An 18801-nucleotide genomic window follows, 5' to 3' on the forward strand; every position below is an offset into this window, starting at 1 on the left:
AGGATAAAGCAGGGCGGCGGCGATTTTGGATTCGACAATACCCATGGCCTGATGTACGCAATGATTAAACGATTAATCTACGCATGTCGGAAACCATGCCTCCAACGCGACCTGGACCGAACCTGAGCAGGATTGCAACGTCGCTTGGTGTCTCCGTCGCGACGGTTTCCAATGCGCTCTCCGGCAAGGGCCGTGTTTCCGAACAACTGGCAGAGAGGATCAAGGAACATGCCGCCGAACTCGGCTATGTTCCGAGCCAGGCTGGACGGGCGCTTCGCACCGGCCGCAGCGGCGTCATCGGCCTTGTTTTGCCTGACATCGCCAACCCGCTTTTCCCCAAGCTTGCGCAGGCCATCGAATTCGCCGCCAGCGCCGCCGGCTACGGCGTGCTTATCGCCGACTCCCGGGGAGACGTCGCTACCCAGACCGAGGCGATCAACCGGCTGATCGAGCGCGGCGTCGAGGGCCTGGTGATCGTGCCCCGCCGGGCGACCCGAATTTCTGCTGCAGCCTGTCCGGTCGCCGTCATCGATACGGGCTCCACGCCTGGCAACACCGTCGCCGCCGATCACATGCAAGGCGGCTGGGCGATCGCCAACCATTTGGCCGAGCTCGGACACCGGCGTGTCCTCATCATCGGCAACAATCCTGGTTCGAACGTCCAGAACGACCGTGCAGGCGGTGTCCGTTCCGGTCTGCGTCCGGGGATGAGTTCGGCAACTCTCTGGATCGAGACGCTCGAACGGCAAGGCGGCAGCGGATGCAGCCTCGGCCTCGCTGAAAAGGTGCGCGAGGGCTATACGGCATTTGCTGCGCTCTCGGACCTGCAGGCGCTGCGAGCTCTCACCGAGTTGCAGCGCGACGGCATCGACGTGCCCAGCATGGCAAGCGTTACCGGCTTCGACGACCTCATCTGGTCGCCAGTCATTACCCCATCCCTGACGACCGTGGCGATGGACATGCACACCATTGCGGAAATCGCCATCTCGTCCTTGCTGCAAACGATAAAGACGCGCGGCAGCCGCGAAGGCGTGCTTGTGACGTCCGAAACCGACCGCGTTCCGATGCAACTGATTGTTCGCCAATCCTCCGGGCCGGCGGACCCGACAAGAATATCCTGACAGACGGAGAACAGCTGACATGAAGACTGCCCTCATCGCTTCCGCCGCGCTACTGGCGCTGTCGCCCCTCGCCGCGAAAGCGCAGGAAAAGACGCTGACGATTTCCGTCTATGCCTTTGCTCAGGACGATTTCAAGACGATCGTCTACGATCCCTTCGAGCAGAAGTGCAGCTGCAAGATCGTGGTCGAGACCGGCAACAGTGTCGAGCGTCTCGCCAAGATGGAAGCCAATAAGGCGAACCCCGCTATCGACATGGCAGTCGTCTCCATGGCCGATGCCCTGTCGGCCACGCGCAAGGATCTGATCGACAAGGTCGATACCTCGAAGCTCTCCAATTTCGGCAAACTCTATGATCTCGCCAAGGATCCAAACGGCGACGGCATGAGCGTCGGCTACACCTTCTATGCCACTTCGATCGCCTACCGCTCCGACAAGATGAAGGTCGAGTCCTGGGCAGACTTGCTGAAGCCGGAATATGTCGGCCACGTCGCCTTCCCGAACGTCACCACCAACCAGGGGCCACCGGCGCTCTACATGCTCGGTCAGGCGCTCGGCAACGACAGCCCGGACCTGAAGGCGCCGATTGCGGCGCTGGGCGAGAAGAAGGACGAGATCGTCACCTTCTATGAAAAATCCTCGCAACTCGTGCAGCTTATGCAGCAGGAGGAAATCTGGGCGGCGCCGATCGGTCGCTTCTCCTGGGCAGGCTTTACCAAGCTCGATGTTCCCGTTGCATGGGCAACCCCCAAGGAAGGCCAGACCGGCGGCATGAACGTCATGGTCGTTACCAAGGGTTCCAAGAACCGCGATCTGGCGCTCCAGTTCATGGATTTCTGGCTCTCCACTGAGATCCAGACGAAGCTCGCCGAAAAGCTGGTCGACAGCCCGGCCAACAAAGACGTCAAGCTCTCCGAGGAAGCCGCCAACAACCTGACCTATGGCGAAGACACCACCAAGAGCCTGAAGCTAATCCCCTCTGCAGCTGCACTCGATAACCGTGCCGGCTGGCTGAAGGAATGGAACGAGAAGGTCGGTCAGTAACTCTCCAGGCCGGCTCTGGCCCTTGCCCGAGCCGGCTCTTCATCCGTCGAAAGTCACTTCATGTTTCAAAACCGCGCAGAAGCCCTGGCGCTTGCCCTGCCCGCAGCAGTTTTTGCCGCGCTGGTCTTCCTGCTGCCCGTCGTCGTGCTGCTCTCCGAGGGCTTCCGCATCGACGGCAGCTGGACGCTCGGCGCCTATACCGGCTTCTTTTCGGAGTCCCTGAACCGCACCGTCTTCCTGCGCACGTTTCGGCTCGGGCTTGAGGTGACCGCGCTCTCAGCCGTGATCGGCTATGCGGCGGCCTTTGCCATCGTCAACCTGCCGCCCAAGGGCAAGGGCAGGATGATCGGCCTCGTCACCTTACCGCTGATGATCTCGCCGGTCGCCCGCACCTATGCCTGGATCGTCATTCTCGGCCGCACCGGCATCGTCAACGAGACCATCACCGGCCTGGGTCTGAGCGACACGCCTCTGCGCCTGCTGTTCACAGAAACGGCCGTTTTCATCGGCCTGTTGCAGCTTTTCCTGCCGCTGATGATCCTGTCGCTGATCAGCGCGCTTGAAAACATGCCGAAGGATGCCATCCCCGCCGCCCGCGTGCTAGGCGCCAACTGGTTTCAGGTCTTCTGGAAGGTGATCCTGCCGCTTACCCGGGAGGGCCTCGTCGTCGGCGGTACGCTCGTCTTCACCGGGTCGCTGACAGCCTACATCACCCCCGCCGTCCTCGGCGGCTCGAAGGTGCTCATGCTGGAAACGCTGCTCTATCAGCAGGTGTCCGTTGCCAACAATTTCGTCGCAGCCAGTGTCATCGCCTTCATGCTGATCGTCATGAGCTTTGCCGCCAACATCCTACTCAAGCGCCTTGCCACGGCGAGGAACAAGCGATGACCGCCCGCGTTCTCTCTCCGGTCGTTCTCGGTCTGCTGCTGATCTTCCTGATCGGCCCGTTCCTGATCATCATTGCCGCATCGCTCTCGGCCGGCGACACCCTGGCCTTCCCGCCACAGGGCCTTTCCCTGAAATGGGCCACCAAGGTCTTCACCATCGACAGCTTCCGCGAAAGCTTCGCCATGTCGATGTTCCTTGCCATCGTTGGCACGCTTTCGGCGCTCATTCTCGGCATCCCGGCTGCCTACGCGCTCTCGCGCTACAAGCTGCCCTTCGGAGAGACGGTGCGCACCATCGTCTCGCTGCCGATCATCGTTCCAGGCATCGTCGTTGGTCTGGCGTTGCTGCGCTATCTCGTCGTGCCCTTCGGCTTCAACATCACGCTCGCATTGTTCATGGCGCATACAGCGCTTGTTCTGCCCTATGCCGTGCGTGTTGTTTCCGCCAGCCTAAACAACCTGCGCTCGGATATGGAAGAGGCGGCCGTCCTGCTCGGCTCCTCGCGCGTTGGCGCCTTCTTCCGCGTCGTGATGCCCAATATCCGCGGCGGCATCCTGGCCGCCTTCATTCTCGGCTTCGTGACGAGTTTCAACCAGGTTCCCGTTTCGCTCTTCCTGTCCGGCCCGGGCGTGCGCACCTTGCCGATCGACATGCTGGGCTACATGGAAACCACCTACGATCCGTCGATTGCTGCGCTCTCCTCGCTGCTCGCCTTCCTCTCCATCGGCATCGTCTTCCTTGCCGAACGCTTCCTGGGGTTCTCTCGCTATGTCTGACCGTTATCTTCAACTCGACAAGCTGACGCTTGCCTACGGCGACACGGTCGCAGTGAAGGATCTCGATCTCGCGATCGCCAAGGGCGAACTCGTCGCCCTCCTCGGCCCGTCGGGCTGCGGTAAGACGACCACGATGCGATCGATCGCCGGCTTGCTCGGACCGGCCTCCGGCCGCATCACACTCGACGGCGACGACATCACACGCGTTTCGGCCAACAAGCGCAACGTCGGCCTCGTTTTCCAGTCCTACGCCCTCTTTCCGCATCTGACGGTCTACGAGAACGTCGCCTTCGGCCTGCGCCTGAAAGGCATCGGCGGCAAGGATCTCGACGCCAAGGTCAGCGCCGGCATCAGGTCCGTCGACCTTTCCAAGTTCGTCGATCGCAAGCCTGCGGAGCTGTCGGGCGGCCAACAGCAGCGCGTGGCGCTCGCCCGCTCCATGGTGATGGAGCCGAAGGTGCTGCTGCTCGACGAGCCGCTTTCCAACCTCGATGCGCGCCTGCGCCTGGAAATGCGCGCCGAACTCCAGCGCGTCCAGAAGGAAACAGGCGTCACCATGATCTTCGTCACCCACGATCAGATCGAGGCGCTGGCGCTTGCCGACCGGATCGTGGTGATGCTGAACGGCGGCATCGAGCAGATCGGCACGCCTGAGGAAATCTACAACAAGCCGGTCTCGGCCTTCGTCGCCGATTTCGTCGGCTTCGAAAACGTCTTTGCGTTGGAGAATGGGAAGCTTGCGACATCCAACAGCCTCGTCGACCTTTCAGGTCCAGCGCCGCAGGCCGCAAAGGGCCTGGCCTGGCGTCCGCGCATGGTGATCCTTGGTTCAGGTCCTTTCCAAGGCACCGTGCGCGGCACGTCGTTTGCTGGAGACACCCGCGAATACCTTCTCGACACACCGCTTGGCGCGATCAAAGCCGAGGTCGATGCCGAGCTGCCGGCCCATGCGATCGGCGCCACGCTCGCATTCGACCTGCCGCTTGCCGCAGCAGCGCCCCTCTCACGCTACAGGTAACATCATGGGCGTCTGGATCGACACCGACATGGGCTTTGACGATATCGCCGCGATCCTTGTGGTGACCCACGTGAAGCTCGACGTATCAGGCATCTCGCTCGTCTTCGGCAACACGCCGCTGCCCCAGGTCCGCGTCAACGCCGCCGGCGCTGCCAAGGCCTTCGGCTGGACCTTCCCCGTTCACACCGGCCGGGCCATGCCCGTTCTCGGTGCCCTGGAGACGGCACAGGCGATCCTCGGCAAGACCGGCATCCCGACCAAGGGCAAGGGCCTGCCTGCCGCCCCGCCCTTGGACGACAGCGATGCGTTTACCGCGCTTTGCCGCTGGCTGGAGGCGGACGGCCCGCACCGCATCCTCGCGCTCGGACCGCTGACCAATATCGCCACCGTGGCCTTGGCACGCCCCGCCCTTGCCGCCCGGATCACGGAACTCACCTGGATGGGCGGTGCCGTCACGTCCGGCAATCACACCGCATCGGCCGAGTTCAACGCCTTGGCCGACCCTGAAGCGCTCGCCATCGTTCTCGCCCACGGCCTGCCGCTGCGCATGGTCGATCTGGATCTCTGCCGCAAGGTCGTCGCAACACCCGACGACGTCGCGCCGGTGCGCGCCGCAGGCGACCGCAATGCGACGCTGCTCGCTGACATGCTCGACGGTTACATCGGCATCGGCACGAGCCGTGGCAGGCATGGAATGGCGATCTATGACCCCTCCGCCGCTGTCGCCTTTGCCGCACCCGAGATCGCCAGCTTCCGTCCTGCCCGGATCGAGGCTGAACTGCAGGGCCAGCATAGCCGCGGCCGCACCGTTGTTGAGACGCGGGCGACGCACGCCACATTCAATGCGGAATACGCAATTGACATCGATGTCGAGAAGGCGCGCGCCCTCATCCTCGGCGCATTGATTGATGAGGCCAGCCGATGAGCGCCGCGGAACCGAGGGACCTCAACGATCCCACGCTTCGCGAGCGCGCCGTTGCCGCCGCACGCGGCGACGCGCCTTTCGACATCCTGATATCAGGCGGACGCCTGCTGGATGCCGTCACCGGCCTTACCCGCGAAGCCGACATCGGCATCGTGGGGCCGCTGATTGCAAGCGTCCATGCGCCTGCCAGGCGTACAGACGCAACAGAAACGATCGACGCCACAGGCAGCATCATTTCGCCCGGCCTGATCGATACGCACATGCATATCGAAAGCTCGATGGTGACACCGGCCGAGTATGCTGCAGCCGTCGTTCCGCGGGGTGTCACAACGATCGTCTGGGATCCGCACGAGTTTGGCAATGTGCATGGGCTGGACGGCGTGCGCTGGGCGATCGAAGCCTCCCTCGGCCTGCCGCTCCGCACGATCGTGCTCGCACCTTCATGCGTTCCCTCCGCCCCGGGGCTTGAAGTCGCCGGCGCCGATTTCGACGCCGCGGTCATTGCCGAAATGCTCCGCTGGCCTGACGTCGGCGGTGTTGCCGAGGTGATGAACATGCGCGGCGTCATCGACGGCGATACCCGCATGACCGCAATCGTCAATGCCGGTCTCGCCGCCGGAAAACTGGTCTGCGGACACGCGCGTGGGCTCGAAGGCGCCGATCTGAACGCCTTCATGGCGGCTGGCGTCACCTCCGATCATGAGCTGACCTCCAGCGCTGATCTGCTGCAGAAACTGGCGGCCGGCCTGACCATTGAGCTGCGCGGTTCGCACGACCACTTGCTGCAGGAATTCGTGAGTGCCCTCAACGCCATCGGCCATCTGCCGTCAACGATCACGCTCTGCACCGACGACGTCTTCCCGGACGAACTGAAGGACGGAGGCGGCCTCGATGACGTGATTCGCCGGCTCGTCCGGTATGGAATGAAGCCGGAATGGGCGCTGAGGGCAGCAACGCTTAACGCAGCGCAGCGATTGAAGCGTTCGGATCTTGGCCTGATCGCTGCCGGCCGGCGGGCCGACATCGTCCTGTTCGAAGATCTGGTTGACTTCGCCACGAAGATTGTCATCGCCAATGGCGAGATCGTATCGACGGCCGGCGAGATGAATGTCCGCATGCCCTCCTTCGAGATTGCAGCCCTGCAAAACTCGGTCAAGCTGTCACCGTTGACGGAGAACGACTTCAGGGTTCCAGCCGAAGGAAGGCGGGTTCGCGTCGCGACGATCGATCGCCCGCGGTTTACGCAATGGGGCGAAGCCGAGACCGTCGTCAAAGACGGTTTCGTCGTGCCTCCCGCCGGCAGCACGATGATTGCGGTCGCGCATCGGCACGGAAAAGCCGATGGGCGTCCGCGCGTCGGCTTCCTCACGGGTTGGGGAACATGGCGTGGGGCCTTCTGCACAACGGTTTCCCACGACAGCCACAACCTTACGGTTTTCGGCGGCAATGCACGTGACATGGCGGTCGCTGCCAACGCTGTGATTGCCGCGGGCGGCGGGATGGCCGTGGCCAGGGATGGTCAGGTTGAAACCCTTCTGCCTCTGCCAGTATCCGGCCTTGTCACCGAGGCGCCATTGGAGGAGACGGCCGCCTCCTTCAGGGCGGTGCGAAAGGCGATGGAAACGATCGTCGACTGGAAACCGCCTTACCTCGTTTTCAAGGCCTGCTTCGGCGCAACGCTTGCCTGCAACATTGGCCCGCATCAGACGGATCGCGGCATCGCTGACGTCCTGACCGGCAAGGTTCTCGAGAGCCCTGTGATCGAGGTTCTCTAGCGCGAGGAATAGCCGCATCCGGGCGTTTTGCCCCCGGGTGCGCCCGGCGGCCGGCCATGGCAACACGTGCCTCATCGGCCAAACGACCTAAAGCTCGGCCTTCAGCTCGCGCTCGACCAGCGTCGTCCAAAAGGCCACGCCGTAGCCGATTGCACTGTCATTGAAGTCATACGCGGTGTTGTGATGCAGGGCGCCATCAACAGCCGGCCCGTTGCCGAGCCAGACGTAGCATCCCGGCGCATTCTGACCGAAAAAAGCGAAATCGTCGCCGGCGGTCGAGGGCGGAAAATCCGTACGCACGTTTTCCCCGAACACCGCGACGGCTGCACCGAGCGCACGCTCGGTGGCGTTCCTGTCGTTGACGACAGGCGGGATGCGCCGTTCGAACTGATAATCGACCGCAATGCCGAACATCGCTGCCGTACCAGTCGCAAGCCGGCCGATTTCTTCGTCGAGCTGATCGCGAACGTCAGGCGAATAGGCCCGAGCCGTACCGCCGATTTCAACAGTATCGGGTATCACGTTAAGCGCCTTCGGGTCGCCGGCCTGCAACGAACATGCACTGATCACGGCCGGCTGCAGCGGATCGACGACACGCCCGACGATCGTCTGCAAAGACGCAAGGAACGTCCCGGCCGCCGTGATCGGATCCTTGCCGAGGTGTGGCTTGGCGCCGTGCGTACCTGTGCCGCGAAACGTTACGCGCCAGCTGTCGGACGATGCCAGTCGCGGCCCCTCGACGACGGCGATTTCGTCGACGGCAAGGCCCGGCATGTTGTGCAGGCCGTAGACGGCATCGCACGGGAACAGCTCGAACAGGCCGTCCTCGACCATCTTGCGTGCGCCGCCCCTGCCCTCCTCGGCCGGCTGGAAGATGAAATGCACGGTTCCGGAAAAGTCGCGTGTTGCCGCCAGATGTCGTGCCGCGCCGAGCAGCATCGCCGTATGTCCATCATGCCCGCAAGCATGCATTTTCCCCGCAAATTTGGATTTGTAGGGACGATCCGCCACCTCCGGCATCGCAAGCGCGTCCATATCCGCCCGCAATCCGATCGTCCGCGTACCGTTGCCGACCTGCAGCGTGCCGACCACGCCCGTGCCGCCAAGCCCCCGATGGACCTTGATGCCGGCCTCTTCCAGAAGCTTCGCCACGATGGCGCTCGTGCGCTCCTCCTCGAAGCCGAGCTCGGGATGTGCGTGCAGATCGCGACGCAATTCGGTGAGGAAGGGCAGATCGGTCTCGATCCGGGCGGGAATGGGCATGGGCCTGGATGTCCTGTAAATGCAAGCGGGCGCCAGAACAGCGCCCGTCGCAATCCATTCCTTATTCAGCAACCAGCCCGGAAATTCAACCTTTTCGAACGGCTTATACCACGGTCTCCCGCCGTCGAGCGTGCGGACGCGGCATCGCGGCAAGGGTTGGCCGGCACGGGAGATATCACCGTCCCGCAGATGCACCCATCCTATCGGCGCACGCTTGACACTGTCGAAAACCGGATGGCCTAATCGCCGCAACGCGAAAGGGCTACCGATGAGCGATGATCACACTTCGAGCGACAGCAAGCTCACCACATCGAAGCGCCGCTGGGCCGCGGAGGGAAAATTTCTCACCGGCCGCATCAGTCGGCCGGAAACCGAACGCTTGCCGCCCGGACAACACCTCGTCAAGACTTGGCCGGTCCTGGATCTCGGCCAGCAGCCGCTCATCTCGACCGAGACCTGGCGCCTGGAAGTCCGCGGACTTGTCGAAACTCCGCTTGATCTCACTTGGGCCGCCTTCCAGGCGCTCGAGCAGAGCACCAAGGTCACCGACATTCATTGCGTCACCACATGGTCGCGCTACGACAACAAATGGAAGGGTGTGTCGACCCGCGACCTGCTCGATCATGCGATGCCGAAACCCGAGGCCCTGTGTGTGATGCTGACGAGCTACGACGGCTACACCACGAACCTGCCGCTCTCCGACTTCGCCGCCGAGGATGCGATCCTCGCAACCTCCTGGGAGGGCCTGCCGCTGACGCGCGACCACGGCGGGCCCATGCGGCTCGTCGTCCCAAATCTCTATTTCTGGAAAAGCGCGAAATGGCTGCGGCGTATCGATCTGCTGCCGGCCGACGCAGCGGGCTTCTGGGAGAAGAACGGCTATCACATGCATGGCGATCCCTGGCGTGAACAGCGCTACTCCGGGGATTGATACCAGTAGCGATGACTGCCGGTGCCAGATGACCGAGCCGTTACCGCAATCTGCGCGCTATAGTTTGCCAGATACCCTGCCGCTGCCTCTCGTTACCCCGCGACCATAAACCCGTTTAACGGGTAGTTCGCGTGAGTGCGAATTCGCCTCAGAATAGATGCAGAAAGCAATATATTTTTTAAATTAATGCCTTACGACGATTTGAACGCTGTCCACTATTGACCTCTACCCATTTTGGGTTGTTGTTGTAGGCCGATTCCAGATATCGCGTATGGGTTGATGAACAAGGATACTTCATTTCACACTGTCACGCAGAAGCTGCTGGATGCGTGGTTGCATACCACCCCCCAGCTGCCTGCCGCGCCGGAAGATATCTACCGCGACGTCCTCGACCTTCTGACGATCAGGATGAGGATGACGCTCGTCGTTCTCGACGGCGAGGATCCGCTGCAATGGCATCTGAAGGTCGTGCGCCCCTCTGGCTTCAGTTCGCGTCTCCTGAACATCAACAAGCTCTTTGCCGATCAACGCATCGGCGAGTTCAAGGATCGTGCCTACATGGAAACGGCCGTTATCCCGCGCTATCGCGAGGTGATCGCCACGCGGAAACCTTCGATGGAACTGGTCAAGACGAGGGTGCTTGGCGTCAACCTCGGATACGAGCGGTTGATCCTTCCGCAAAAGACAGCGGCGCGGCGCCCATCCTGGTTGCTGACGGTCTCGAATGGCCGCTTCATGTTCAACCCGCCGCAGCAGCAAGCCCGCATGGATGCGACGGACGAAGCGGTGATCCAGCTTTTGACGGAAGGCGCGACGGCCAAGGAGATCGCAGCCGATCTCGGAATCTCGCATCGGACGGTCGAGCACCGCTTGGAGCGCATGAAGGAGCGTTGCGGCGCGAAGAATACTGTGCACCTCGCAGCCATGCTGGTTGCAACGCACTTCGACCGCGATGTGGAAAAGAGCTAGGGCGTGATCCGCCGAAGCAGGCGCCGCCCGCAATAGAACACAGCCAGGATCGCCGCCGCGAGCGCCGTCAACGTCGCCATACTTGCAGGATGCAGCGGAACGTCCCTCCACGCCGGGCGAACGACATCGGCAGTATTGAACGCCTCACCGCTAAACTGGCAAGTGATCAGCGCCAAGCCGCGCAGCACCATGCCGGCATCGATCGCCGAGACGATGGCCTCGGCCTCGACAGCCTCACCGCCCATGCCCCGCATCGATAGCAGCACGGCCTTCGTTGCAGCAAGATATGCATGCGAGCACTCATTGAATGGACTGGCCTCGTCCGTCACGCCACCGGGCATTTTTCCCCAGAGGCAGTAGGCGTGCTGGATTTGCGCATAGTTGAGTACGCGTCGGAACGGCTCGTTCGTGTCCGTGGCACGCGCCGCGAGATCGATGATCCGATCGCGATACTCTGCGATCATGATCATTTCGCCATGTGAGATTTCAGCGATTGCGATGCCGGTGTGGGGACCACTGCTGCTCCGCTGGTGCGCGCTTGCCGCAACAGACCACAGCTGCAGCACTGCTATCATTGCCACGATGAAAATCGAACGCCGGTTGGTCATCGCCTGGTTCAGGCTCCGGATCGCTCCGGAGCCTTCTCCGATCAACGAAAAGCCGGCGCGCGTCAGCGCGAGCTGGCAGCGACACCAAGCTTGCGTTCGGCGAGTGCGCCGAAGGCCAGGCCAAGGACGCCCCAGAGGATCACGTGCATGCCGATCGAAGTCGTACGGAAACGCCAGAGGACCATCGCCGAATAATTCTCCGGCACCTCGTTGATCGGTGGCAGCAGATACTGCACGAGCCCGATGAAGACGACATAGGCGAGACCTGCTGCAATCGCCGCGTTCCAAACCCCAAACCGAGGCGCCAGGCGGCGTGCAAGCGCAATTGCCGCAACGAGCGCGGCGATCGAAACGACGATCATCAGGAAGAACAGCTCGGTCCTGACGCCGATTGTGTCAGGGTTGCCGACTGCCGGCGGGTTGGCCGGATATTTGATGTTGGGTACGATGACAACGGCGACAAAGGCCGCAATCGCAATGACAGCAGACGTTCCGCGCGCTCCAAGCGTGCTTAACCGGCCTTGGACGAAAGCAAAGACGAGCGCAAACAGGCCACCGACGGCGATACTGTAAGCCATCACGCCGGTGAACAGACCAAAGCCCGCCTGCGTGGCACGGCTGACGATTTCGGGTTCGCCAGCTTCGCCTGCCGCCTGGGCAGCGGCTTCCTCGAACGCAATCGCCTGGTCGACAAGCGGCTCACCAAAGGTATGGGCAAAGGCGAAAACGAGGACGCCAGCGATCAGGCCCGCGAGCATCCCGCGAAGCAAGAGATTTCCAACCATGTCCGGAACTCCCTAGTGGCAGGGGAAGCCGAGCAGATGCCGGCCGTCATGCACGAACTCGTGCACGTACATACCGTTGAAAAGCGCCATCGCGCCCTCTTCGGTGCCGACGAAATAGATGGCGATGAGCATCAGCAGACCGCCGAAGATCGCCCAGGGCAAAAGCTCGCCAACCGGAATCGGGGTCGGTACGGCGACGGGCGCAAAAGTAGAGTCAGACATGTATTCCTCCTGGAATGACGCGTTCAGTCGAGAATTGTTGCGTGGTAGGGTCTGACTTCCAGTCTGAGGTATCCTCATCCTGATCACAGTGGCGCGACCGCACCGGAATTTCACCGGTTTCCAAACCCACAACAACACCGTTATATCTGCGGCTTCGAACCTGTCAACGAAAGTTCATGCAGTGACAGGCCACCCCTCCTTGTTATCCGGAGACGACCAACGTGATGACGCGCCTCACCTGGATCTGCCATGGCTCGACCGCCGCCAACCGCGAGGCGCGCTTCCCCTTGGACGAGCCCTTGAATGAGAAGGCAGTCATTGCCACGCAGGCAATTGCGCCCCGCCTTCGGCACGCCGATAACGTCTTCGCTAGCCCGACTTTGCGCACGCGTCAGACGGCCGATGCGCTCGGCCTGCAGCCCGCATTCTCGGACGCGCTCGCCGATTGCGATTTTGGCCGCTGGGCGGGACGTTCGATCGCCGAAATCCAGCAACTGGAGCCGGAAAACCTTGCGGCCTGGATGGCGCGGCCGGAGGAGGCTCCGCATGGTGGTGAGGCAATCGCTGCCGTGTGCACGCGTGTAAACGCCTGGCTGAGCCAGCGCTTGCAGGCCGGCGGCCACATCGTCGCCATTACCCATGCCGCGGTGATTAGGGCGGCCATCATCAGCACGCTGAACGCACCCGTCGCGTCATTCTGGATCGCCGACATCGAACCACTCGCAATCGTCCACATGACGAGCAATGGAAGCCGCTGGTCACTGCGTGTCGAAGGCGCAACGGCCTAATTTTCAAGCCGATGTTTTAGGCCAGCCTTACGCAAGCACGCCATGCCATAGCTTTTGCGACCCGACACCGTCGGGCCGTCAATCCTTGCCCCAAGGAGGATCAAGCATGCCCTATGATTGGAGCGGCGCGCAGATGCGGCGCACGCGCCTGCTACGCATGACCGCCGTTGTGATGCTTCTCCTGCTTGTCATCGGCGCATCCCTACTGATCAGGCCCTGAGAACGACAGGCGGGCGCCTGCACCGTTCGCCTTTCGAGCCCCCTCACCCTTCCGCCGTAGTGCAGATACCAAGAATTCGCCCTTTGGCTTCAACATACCCTTCAGACTTCAATGATACACCGGCGCCCGGGTGGAGATGGAGTGAAGCATGCCGGTATTCTTCCAGAGCAGGGCCGGGAGGCAATGCCTGTTGGTCCTGGCGTCGGGGTTAACGCTGTGGCTCGTCGGTGCGATCCTCGAATTGGACAACTGGCTGGTCGCTTTCGTCGGCGCCTACGAGAACTATGGTGCAGACAAGCTCGTCCTCGCGCTTGGCATCGGCGGCGCCATGAGCTTCGTCTATTCGATCTTGCGCATCGTCGACCTGCGCAAAGAGATGGAATTGCGAGCCAGCGCCCAGGCTAGGGCCGACTGGACGGCAACCCACGATCACCTTACCAAACTTCCCAACCGTTACGCATTCGAGCGCAAAGTTCTTCCGCAAAGGACAAAGACCGACGTCGAAGACGACGAGTGGGACCGGAATGTTACGATTTTCTCGGTCGACCTCGACGGCTTCAAGAAGGTCAATGATCTCGTCGGCCATAACGGCGGTGACGCCCTGCTGATCGAGGTGGCAAAGCGCATCTGTGCGATCGGAAATGCTGATTGCGTCTATCGTTTTGGCGGCGACGAGTTTGTCGTCGTTGCGCTCGGCCTCTCCCCTCGGCACGAGGAACGCTTCGCGCGGCTGCTCATCCAGGCCGTAACACGTCCCATCCATATCAATGGGTTTGCCGTCGAAGTCGGCGCGAGCGTCGGTTACGATCGCTGGGACCAGGGTCGGGAACCGCTCGAAGACGCCGCCCATCGTGCCGACCTGGCCATGTACGAGGCCAAGTCACGCGGACCCAACCACCATATGGCGTTTGAAGCCTCGATGCAGGACAAGGTGGCAAAGCGCGCAACGCTGGAATCCAAGCTGCGTGTCGCAATCCAGAACAAGGCGATCCGACCGTTTTATCAGCCGTTGATCGATCTCAAGAGCGGCAAGGTCTGCGGCTTCGAGGCGCTCGCCCGCTGGACGGATGAAGAGGGCGCCGCCATTCCGCCGCCCGTCTTCATCGGGATTGCCGAAGAAACCGGAATGATTACCGAGCTCTTCGAAGATCTACTGGCGCAGGCCTGCAGGGATGCCCTGGCCTGGGACGACCACGTCACCCTGTCTTTCAACGTCTCTCCGGTGCAGATGGAGGACAAGCTGCTGGCCTCGCGCATCTTCAAGGTGCTTTCGGCAAATGGCCTGCCACCGCCCCGCCTGGAGATCGAGATCACCGAGAATGCGCTGATTCAGGATCCGGCAGTTGCCGCCATCATTCTGGACGAGCTCCACGATGCCGGCGTGCAGATCGCCCTCGACGATTTCGGCACGGGTTACTCAAGCCTCGCCCAACTCGCCCGATATCGCTTCGACAAGATCAAGATCGACAAGAGCTTCATCGCGACCTACCGCGATGATGAGCGCCAGGAAAAGATCATCCGCGCAATGCTTGGGCTCGGCCGCAGTCTCAACATCCAGACCACTGCAGAAGGCATCGAGGAGCATCGCCAACTCGGGCACCTGCTTCAGCTCGGATGCGATGTCGGACAGGGCTATCTGTTCGGTAAAGCCATGCCTGCCGAAGAGACGCGCTCTTTTCTCGATCGTGACGAAGCATTGGCCAGCGGATAAGCGCCGCGAAATACGCGCCGCTCACCACGTCGCACATCAGAAATTCGTGATGGAACCCTTTCAAGCAGGGCAACGTTCGCTCGTTGGTCCTGTGGGCGGACACTTCCACTGAAAGTGTATCTGCATGCCGCATGGGCCGCGATCATTGATCGAGCCCGGCTCGGTTGGTGTGCGAACGGAGTGGACCCTTGTCATAGGAGAGGGATTTATCATGGATTTTCGTATAATTGCTGCCTCGGCGGCCTTTATTGGTCTTGCGGGGGCTGCATCCGCCGCTGACCTTGTGAGCGAGCCACCGGCAGCCCCGGTTGCACAAGCCGCACCGGTTTTCACTTGGAATGGCTTCTATGTCGGCCTGCAAGGTGGCGGCGCCTGGGGCAACGGTGACTTCTCCGGCATCGGCGACGCCAACCTCAACGGCGGCCTCATCAACGGCTTCACCGGATACAACTGGCAACTCGACAACAATATAGTGCTCGGCGTCGAAGGTGACGTTTCCTATAATTGGAACGAGGAAACTGTTGGCGGCAATGAATACAAGTTCGATACGACAGGCTCCGTCCGCGCCCGCGTCGGTTACGCTCTCGATCACGCGCTGTTCTATGGAGCCGCCGGCTGGACGGGTGCAAGAGGCCATGTAAACACACCCGTCGGCGATGACGACGCCACGTTCTCGGGCTGGACCGTTGGAGCCGGCTTGGACTACGCCTTCACCGACAACATCTTCGGGCGAGTCGAATATCGCTACAACGATTACGGCAGCAAGGACCTGCTCGGTGTAGACACCGACTTCAATCAGAACGTTGTCACCCTCGGCGTCGGCTTCAAGTTCTGAGATCCCCTGCCGACGAACGGGCAGGAAATGACAAAGCCCGGACAAATACCCGGGCTTCGTTCATTTGATCTGACGGTGGCCGCCGTGAAAGGTGATCCGTTCGCTTTCTAGTGGTTTCCGCCGTGGCCGCCACCCTGGTTGCCGCCGCCCTGGCTGCCACCACCTTCGTTGCCGCCACCCTGATTGCCGCCGCCTTCGTTGCCGCCGCCACCTTCGTTGCCACCACCCTGGTTGCCGCCGCCCTGGCTGCCGCCACCTTCGTTGCCGCCACCCTGATTGCCGCCGCCCTGGCTACCGCCACCTTCGTTGCCGCCACCCTGATTGCCGCCGCCCTGGTTGCCGCCACCTTCGTTGCCGCCACCCTGATTGCCGCCGCCCTGGTTGCCGCCACCTTCGTTGCCGCCACCCTGATTGCCGCCGCCCTGATTGCCGCCACCTTGGTTGCCGCCGCCCTGGTTGCCGCCACCTTGGTTGCCGCCACCCTGATTGCCGCCACCCTGATTGCCGCCACCTTGGTTGCCGCCGCCCTGGTTGCCGCCACCTTCGTTGCCGCCACCCTGATTGCCGCCACCCTGATTGCCGCCGCCCTGGTTGCCGCCACCTTCGTTGCCGCCACCCTGATTGCCGCCACCCTGGTTGCCGCCGCCTTCGTTGCCGCCATCCTGGTTGCCGCCGCCCCGGCTGCTGCCATCCTGGTTGCCGCCGCCTCGGTTCTCGCCACCTTGGTTGCCGCCGCCGTGGTTACGACCGCCACGCGGACCGTCACCCTTGGAGGCGTGCTGGTCTTTTTGGCCATCGCCCCGGGGGCCGTCGCCCTTGGAGCCGTGATGATCCCTGGGACCGTCACCGCGAGGGTCATCACCCTTCGGACCGTGGTGATCTCTCGGGCCATCTCCGCGAGGGCCGTCGCCCTTGGGACCGTGATGATCCTTCGGACCATCGCCGCGAGGGCCGTGATCTCTCGGACCGTGATGGTCTTTCGGGCCATCGCCGCCAGGGCCATGATCTTTGGGGCCGTGGTCGTCTTTCGGACCATGGTGATGGTGGTCGCCGCCATGATGACCACCGCCGCCACCGCCACTGCTGCTGCCATCGCCGCCGTCACCATCCCCATTGCCACCGCCGCCATTGCCATCGCCGGTGCCACCAGAACCTTCTCCCGTGTTGCCGCTGCCGCCGCGTCCATTGCTATCACCGCGGCCAGCGCTATCACCGCGGCGAGCGTCGGAGCCGCCGGCATTCCCTCCTCCGGAAGAATTGCCTGCGGTCTGCCTGCCTCCCAGCAATCGGCCACCGTGATGATCAGGATCGGCAAAAGGATTAAGATTGATCGATGCTACCGGCCCGCACAATCTCTCCTCAATCGTGCCTGGCCGCACCGCCTGACAATTGAGCCGCTGGCTCTGTGCACTTGCGAGGCTGGTTCCGGCAAGAAGAAAAGCGATGCCAGCAGGAATTGCCAGTAAATTTGTACGCATAATTACTCACTCCCAAAGTTAACAGAGCGTTAACGAGGAGGTTTATACAGTATTAATAAAGTAAAAAGAAGAATAACTATCGTAAACAAACCCTAGAACGTTAGTACATGGTTAACCTTTAAAATATAAAATTCTAATTAAAGATGGCAGCTTAAAGTGTATAATTGGCAGGTCAGCACTCAGCCGAAGGGATGTTTTCGATGCGAGCCATTGTAGCTTTCGCGGCGTTCACTCTTGTTTTCGTAGCGTTTGCGGGTGAGAGCTACGCAGGGTCCGCCCTTCGCCCATCACGCTCGATCGGAGCCCCGATAGGCTTTCCCTCCGCATGCACGCGCTACGCTTGGCTCTGCCACCGCACCGGCGGTCGCGAGATGAGTGACCAAGAGGCGATGCCCCTGCTCCAGAAGGTGAATAGGCAGGTCAACGCCGGCGTTGCAGCAGCAACGGACGCACAGACTTCAGGAAAATCGGAATACTGGTCGCTGCCCATTAACAACAAAGGCGACTGCGAAGACTATGCGCTGCTGAAGCTGAAGACGCTGCTCGGCGCAGGCTTTGCATCAAACAAACTGGCGCTGTCGGTCGTCATCGATCGAGGCGGCAACAACCATGTCGTCCTGCTGGCGCGATTGAAGTCAGGCGACTATGTGCTCGACAATCTTGTCGGTAAAGTAAAACCCTGGGAAAGCACAGGATATACTTTCTTGGCAAGCCAGAACTTCAGCAACAAGAGTGACTGGCAAGTAACGCTGGCAGGCCCGAGAGCCGCCCAATTCTCCGGAACGTGAGGAAACGGGATACCGCAAGTCTCCAATTGCCCGATCCAGCACCTTCATGCGACCGAGCAAGGGTTAGTGGACCGACGGGTCCTCTTCTTCCAAAAATGTTCTGATCCCTTCTCGCGCGACCGTCGCCAGAAACTCGTCAAACGCCTCGCGATCGGTCGCAAAGGGCGCCTCCCATTCGATGAGGTCCTCGTGCTGGGTCACCACTTCCATCTTCCAGTCGCCATTCGTGCCCGCAGGGCGGAAGATGTCGACGAGCACCGTTACGCCGTCATCGGTGAACTCACCAGCAAGGTCGGAATGCTCCAGTTTCGGCTCCTTCGCCATTCTCAAATCCGATCCGTGATTTCGTCGAGCAGTCTAAGTTGCAATGATGACACGCCTGCAGACCCACCATCGTGCATAGCGTACGAAAAGGAGAAAGGCCCGAGGCCAAAGTTTATTGAAAATTCCACAGAAGAAAATGCGTGATTTGGCTGGTAGTGGAGGCGCCTTTCAACGCATCTCGGGATCATCGTTGGCCGTGTCGATGCTGCGTGAACTGAATGCATCGCATCCAGGATCGGAAAGCGAAAGGATAATAACATCAATATGTTTAGAGACGGGTTGGATGCCTAACGCTGCCGCGCAATCATCCTGTTTTCTGAATAGTGCCCAGCCG

The 18801-nt window shown here is 61.5% G+C and carries 19 protein-coding genes and 1 riboswitch; of the genes, 14 read left to right on the forward strand and 5 right to left on the reverse strand.

Annotated elements, in window-relative coordinates; all coding sequences use genetic code 11:
- The first annotated feature begins 95 nt into the window (after nt 1-95).
- From WGT02_RS17930 to WGT02_RS17960, 7 genes are read left to right on the forward strand one after another with little or no spacing between them, the layout of a single operon-like run.
- The gene (locus WGT02_RS17930) at nt 96-1121 is read left to right on the forward strand and encodes a LacI family DNA-binding transcriptional regulator (RefSeq protein ID WP_024315468.1); all 1026 of its coding nucleotides are present in this window, start codon (nt 96-98) and stop codon (nt 1119-1121) included.
- Nucleotides 1122-1140: 19 nt separating this feature from the next.
- On the forward strand, nt 1141-2163 hold the full coding sequence (locus tag WGT02_RS17935) for an ABC transporter substrate-binding protein (RefSeq protein ID WP_208249764.1): 1023 nt from the start codon (nt 1141-1143) through the stop codon (nt 2161-2163).
- Between the two features lie 60 nt (nt 2164-2223).
- On the forward strand, nt 2224-3051 hold the full coding sequence (locus WGT02_RS17940) for an ABC transporter permease (protein WP_208249763.1): 828 nt from the start codon (nt 2224-2226) through the stop codon (nt 3049-3051).
- On the forward strand, nt 3048-3827 hold the full coding sequence (locus tag WGT02_RS17945; RefSeq protein ID WP_024315465.1) for an ABC transporter permease: 780 nt from the start codon (nt 3048-3050) through the stop codon (nt 3825-3827). Before WGT02_RS17940 ends, WGT02_RS17945 begins: the two co-directional genes overlap by 4 nt.
- On the forward strand, nt 3820-4845 hold the full coding sequence (locus WGT02_RS17950) for an ABC transporter ATP-binding protein (protein ID WP_024315464.1): 1026 nt from the start codon (nt 3820-3822) through the stop codon (nt 4843-4845). Before WGT02_RS17945 ends, WGT02_RS17950 begins: the two co-directional genes overlap by 8 nt.
- Before the next feature lie 4 nt (nt 4846-4849).
- Entirely contained in the window at nt 4850-5770 is a 921-nt protein-coding gene (locus tag WGT02_RS17955; protein ID WP_208249762.1) for a nucleoside hydrolase, read from the forward strand.
- Complete coding sequence (locus tag WGT02_RS17960) at nt 5767-7545, forward strand: adenine deaminase (RefSeq protein WP_024315462.1); 1779 nt, start codon at nt 5767-5769, stop codon at nt 7543-7545. Before WGT02_RS17955 ends, WGT02_RS17960 begins: the two co-directional genes overlap by 4 nt.
- 87 nt (nt 7546-7632) lie before the next feature.
- Here WGT02_RS17960 and WGT02_RS17965 read toward each other — a convergent pair whose 3' ends face one another.
- Complete coding sequence (locus tag WGT02_RS17965) at nt 7633-8808, reverse strand: M20 aminoacylase family protein (protein WP_024315461.1); 1176 nt, start codon at nt 8806-8808, stop codon at nt 7633-7635.
- Between the two features lie 268 nt (nt 8809-9076).
- On the opposite strand from WGT02_RS17965, the gene WGT02_RS17970 reads away from it, so the two are divergent.
- Nucleotides 9077-9739 carry a sulfite oxidase-like oxidoreductase gene (locus tag WGT02_RS17970; RefSeq protein WP_024315460.1) on the forward strand — a complete coding sequence of 221 codons (663 nt, stop codon included), beginning with the start codon at nt 9077-9079 and terminating at the stop codon, nt 9737-9739.
- Nucleotides 9740-10072: 333 nt separating this feature from the next.
- A complete protein-coding gene (locus WGT02_RS17975; protein WP_225039732.1) occupies nt 10073-10708 on the forward strand; it encodes a helix-turn-helix transcriptional regulator in 636 nt (211 codons plus the stop codon).
- Here WGT02_RS17975 and WGT02_RS17980 read toward each other — a convergent pair.
- From WGT02_RS17980 to WGT02_RS17990, 3 genes are all read right to left on the reverse strand, one after another.
- Complete coding sequence (locus WGT02_RS17980) at nt 10705-11316, reverse strand: hypothetical protein (protein WP_024315458.1); 612 nt, start codon at nt 11314-11316, stop codon at nt 10705-10707. The genes WGT02_RS17975 and WGT02_RS17980 overlap by 4 nt on opposite strands.
- A 62-nt stretch (nt 11317-11378) precedes the next feature.
- On the reverse strand, nt 11379-12101 hold the full coding sequence (locus WGT02_RS17985) for a CbtA family protein (RefSeq protein ID WP_208249760.1): 723 nt from the start codon (nt 12099-12101) through the stop codon (nt 11379-11381).
- 12 nt (nt 12102-12113) lie between these two features.
- Nucleotides 12114-12323: a CbtB domain-containing protein gene (locus WGT02_RS17990; RefSeq protein WP_024315456.1), complete on the reverse strand. Its 210-nt coding sequence runs from the start codon at nt 12321-12323 to the stop codon at nt 12114-12116.
- 49 nt (nt 12324-12372) lie between these two features.
- A riboswitch (cobalamin riboswitch) is annotated at nt 12373-12445 on the reverse strand.
- Between the two features lie 102 nt (nt 12446-12547).
- Between WGT02_RS17990 and WGT02_RS17995 the strand changes: the two genes are divergently transcribed.
- The 5 genes from WGT02_RS17995 (at nt 12548) to WGT02_RS18015 (ending at nt 18143) form a co-directional block, all read left to right on the forward strand.
- Nucleotides 12548-13111, forward strand: coding sequence for a histidine phosphatase family protein (locus tag WGT02_RS17995; protein ID WP_037070032.1), 564 nt, complete (start codon nt 12548-12550; stop codon nt 13109-13111).
- Between the two features lie 368 nt (nt 13112-13479).
- Nucleotides 13480-15042, forward strand: a complete 1563-nt coding sequence (locus tag WGT02_RS18000; protein WP_024315454.1) for a bifunctional diguanylate cyclase/phosphodiesterase — start codon at nt 13480-13482, stop codon at nt 15040-15042.
- Between the two features lie 211 nt (nt 15043-15253).
- Entirely contained in the window at nt 15254-15877 is a 624-nt protein-coding gene (locus WGT02_RS18005) for an outer membrane protein (RefSeq protein ID WP_024315453.1), read from the forward strand.
- A gap of 122 nt (nt 15878-15999) precedes the next feature.
- Nucleotides 16000-17343, forward strand: a complete 1344-nt coding sequence (locus WGT02_RS18010) for a hypothetical protein (RefSeq protein WP_208250606.1) — start codon at nt 16000-16002, stop codon at nt 17341-17343.
- Between the two features lie 212 nt (nt 17344-17555).
- Complete coding sequence (locus WGT02_RS18015; RefSeq protein ID WP_024315451.1) at nt 17556-18143, forward strand: transglutaminase-like cysteine peptidase; 588 nt, start codon at nt 17556-17558, stop codon at nt 18141-18143.
- 63 nt (nt 18144-18206) lie between these two features.
- On the opposite strand, the gene WGT02_RS18020 is transcribed toward WGT02_RS18015, so the two are convergent.
- Nucleotides 18207-18467 carry a hypothetical protein gene (locus WGT02_RS18020; RefSeq protein ID WP_072378131.1) on the reverse strand — a complete coding sequence of 87 codons (261 nt, stop codon included), beginning with the start codon at nt 18465-18467 and terminating at the stop codon, nt 18207-18209.
- Between the last annotated feature and the right edge of the window lie 334 nt (nt 18468-18801).

Source organism: Rhizobium sp. T1470, from assembly GCF_042140505.1.
In the GTDB taxonomy this organism is placed as follows: domain Bacteria; phylum Pseudomonadota; class Alphaproteobacteria; order Rhizobiales; family Rhizobiaceae; genus Rhizobium; species Rhizobium favelukesii.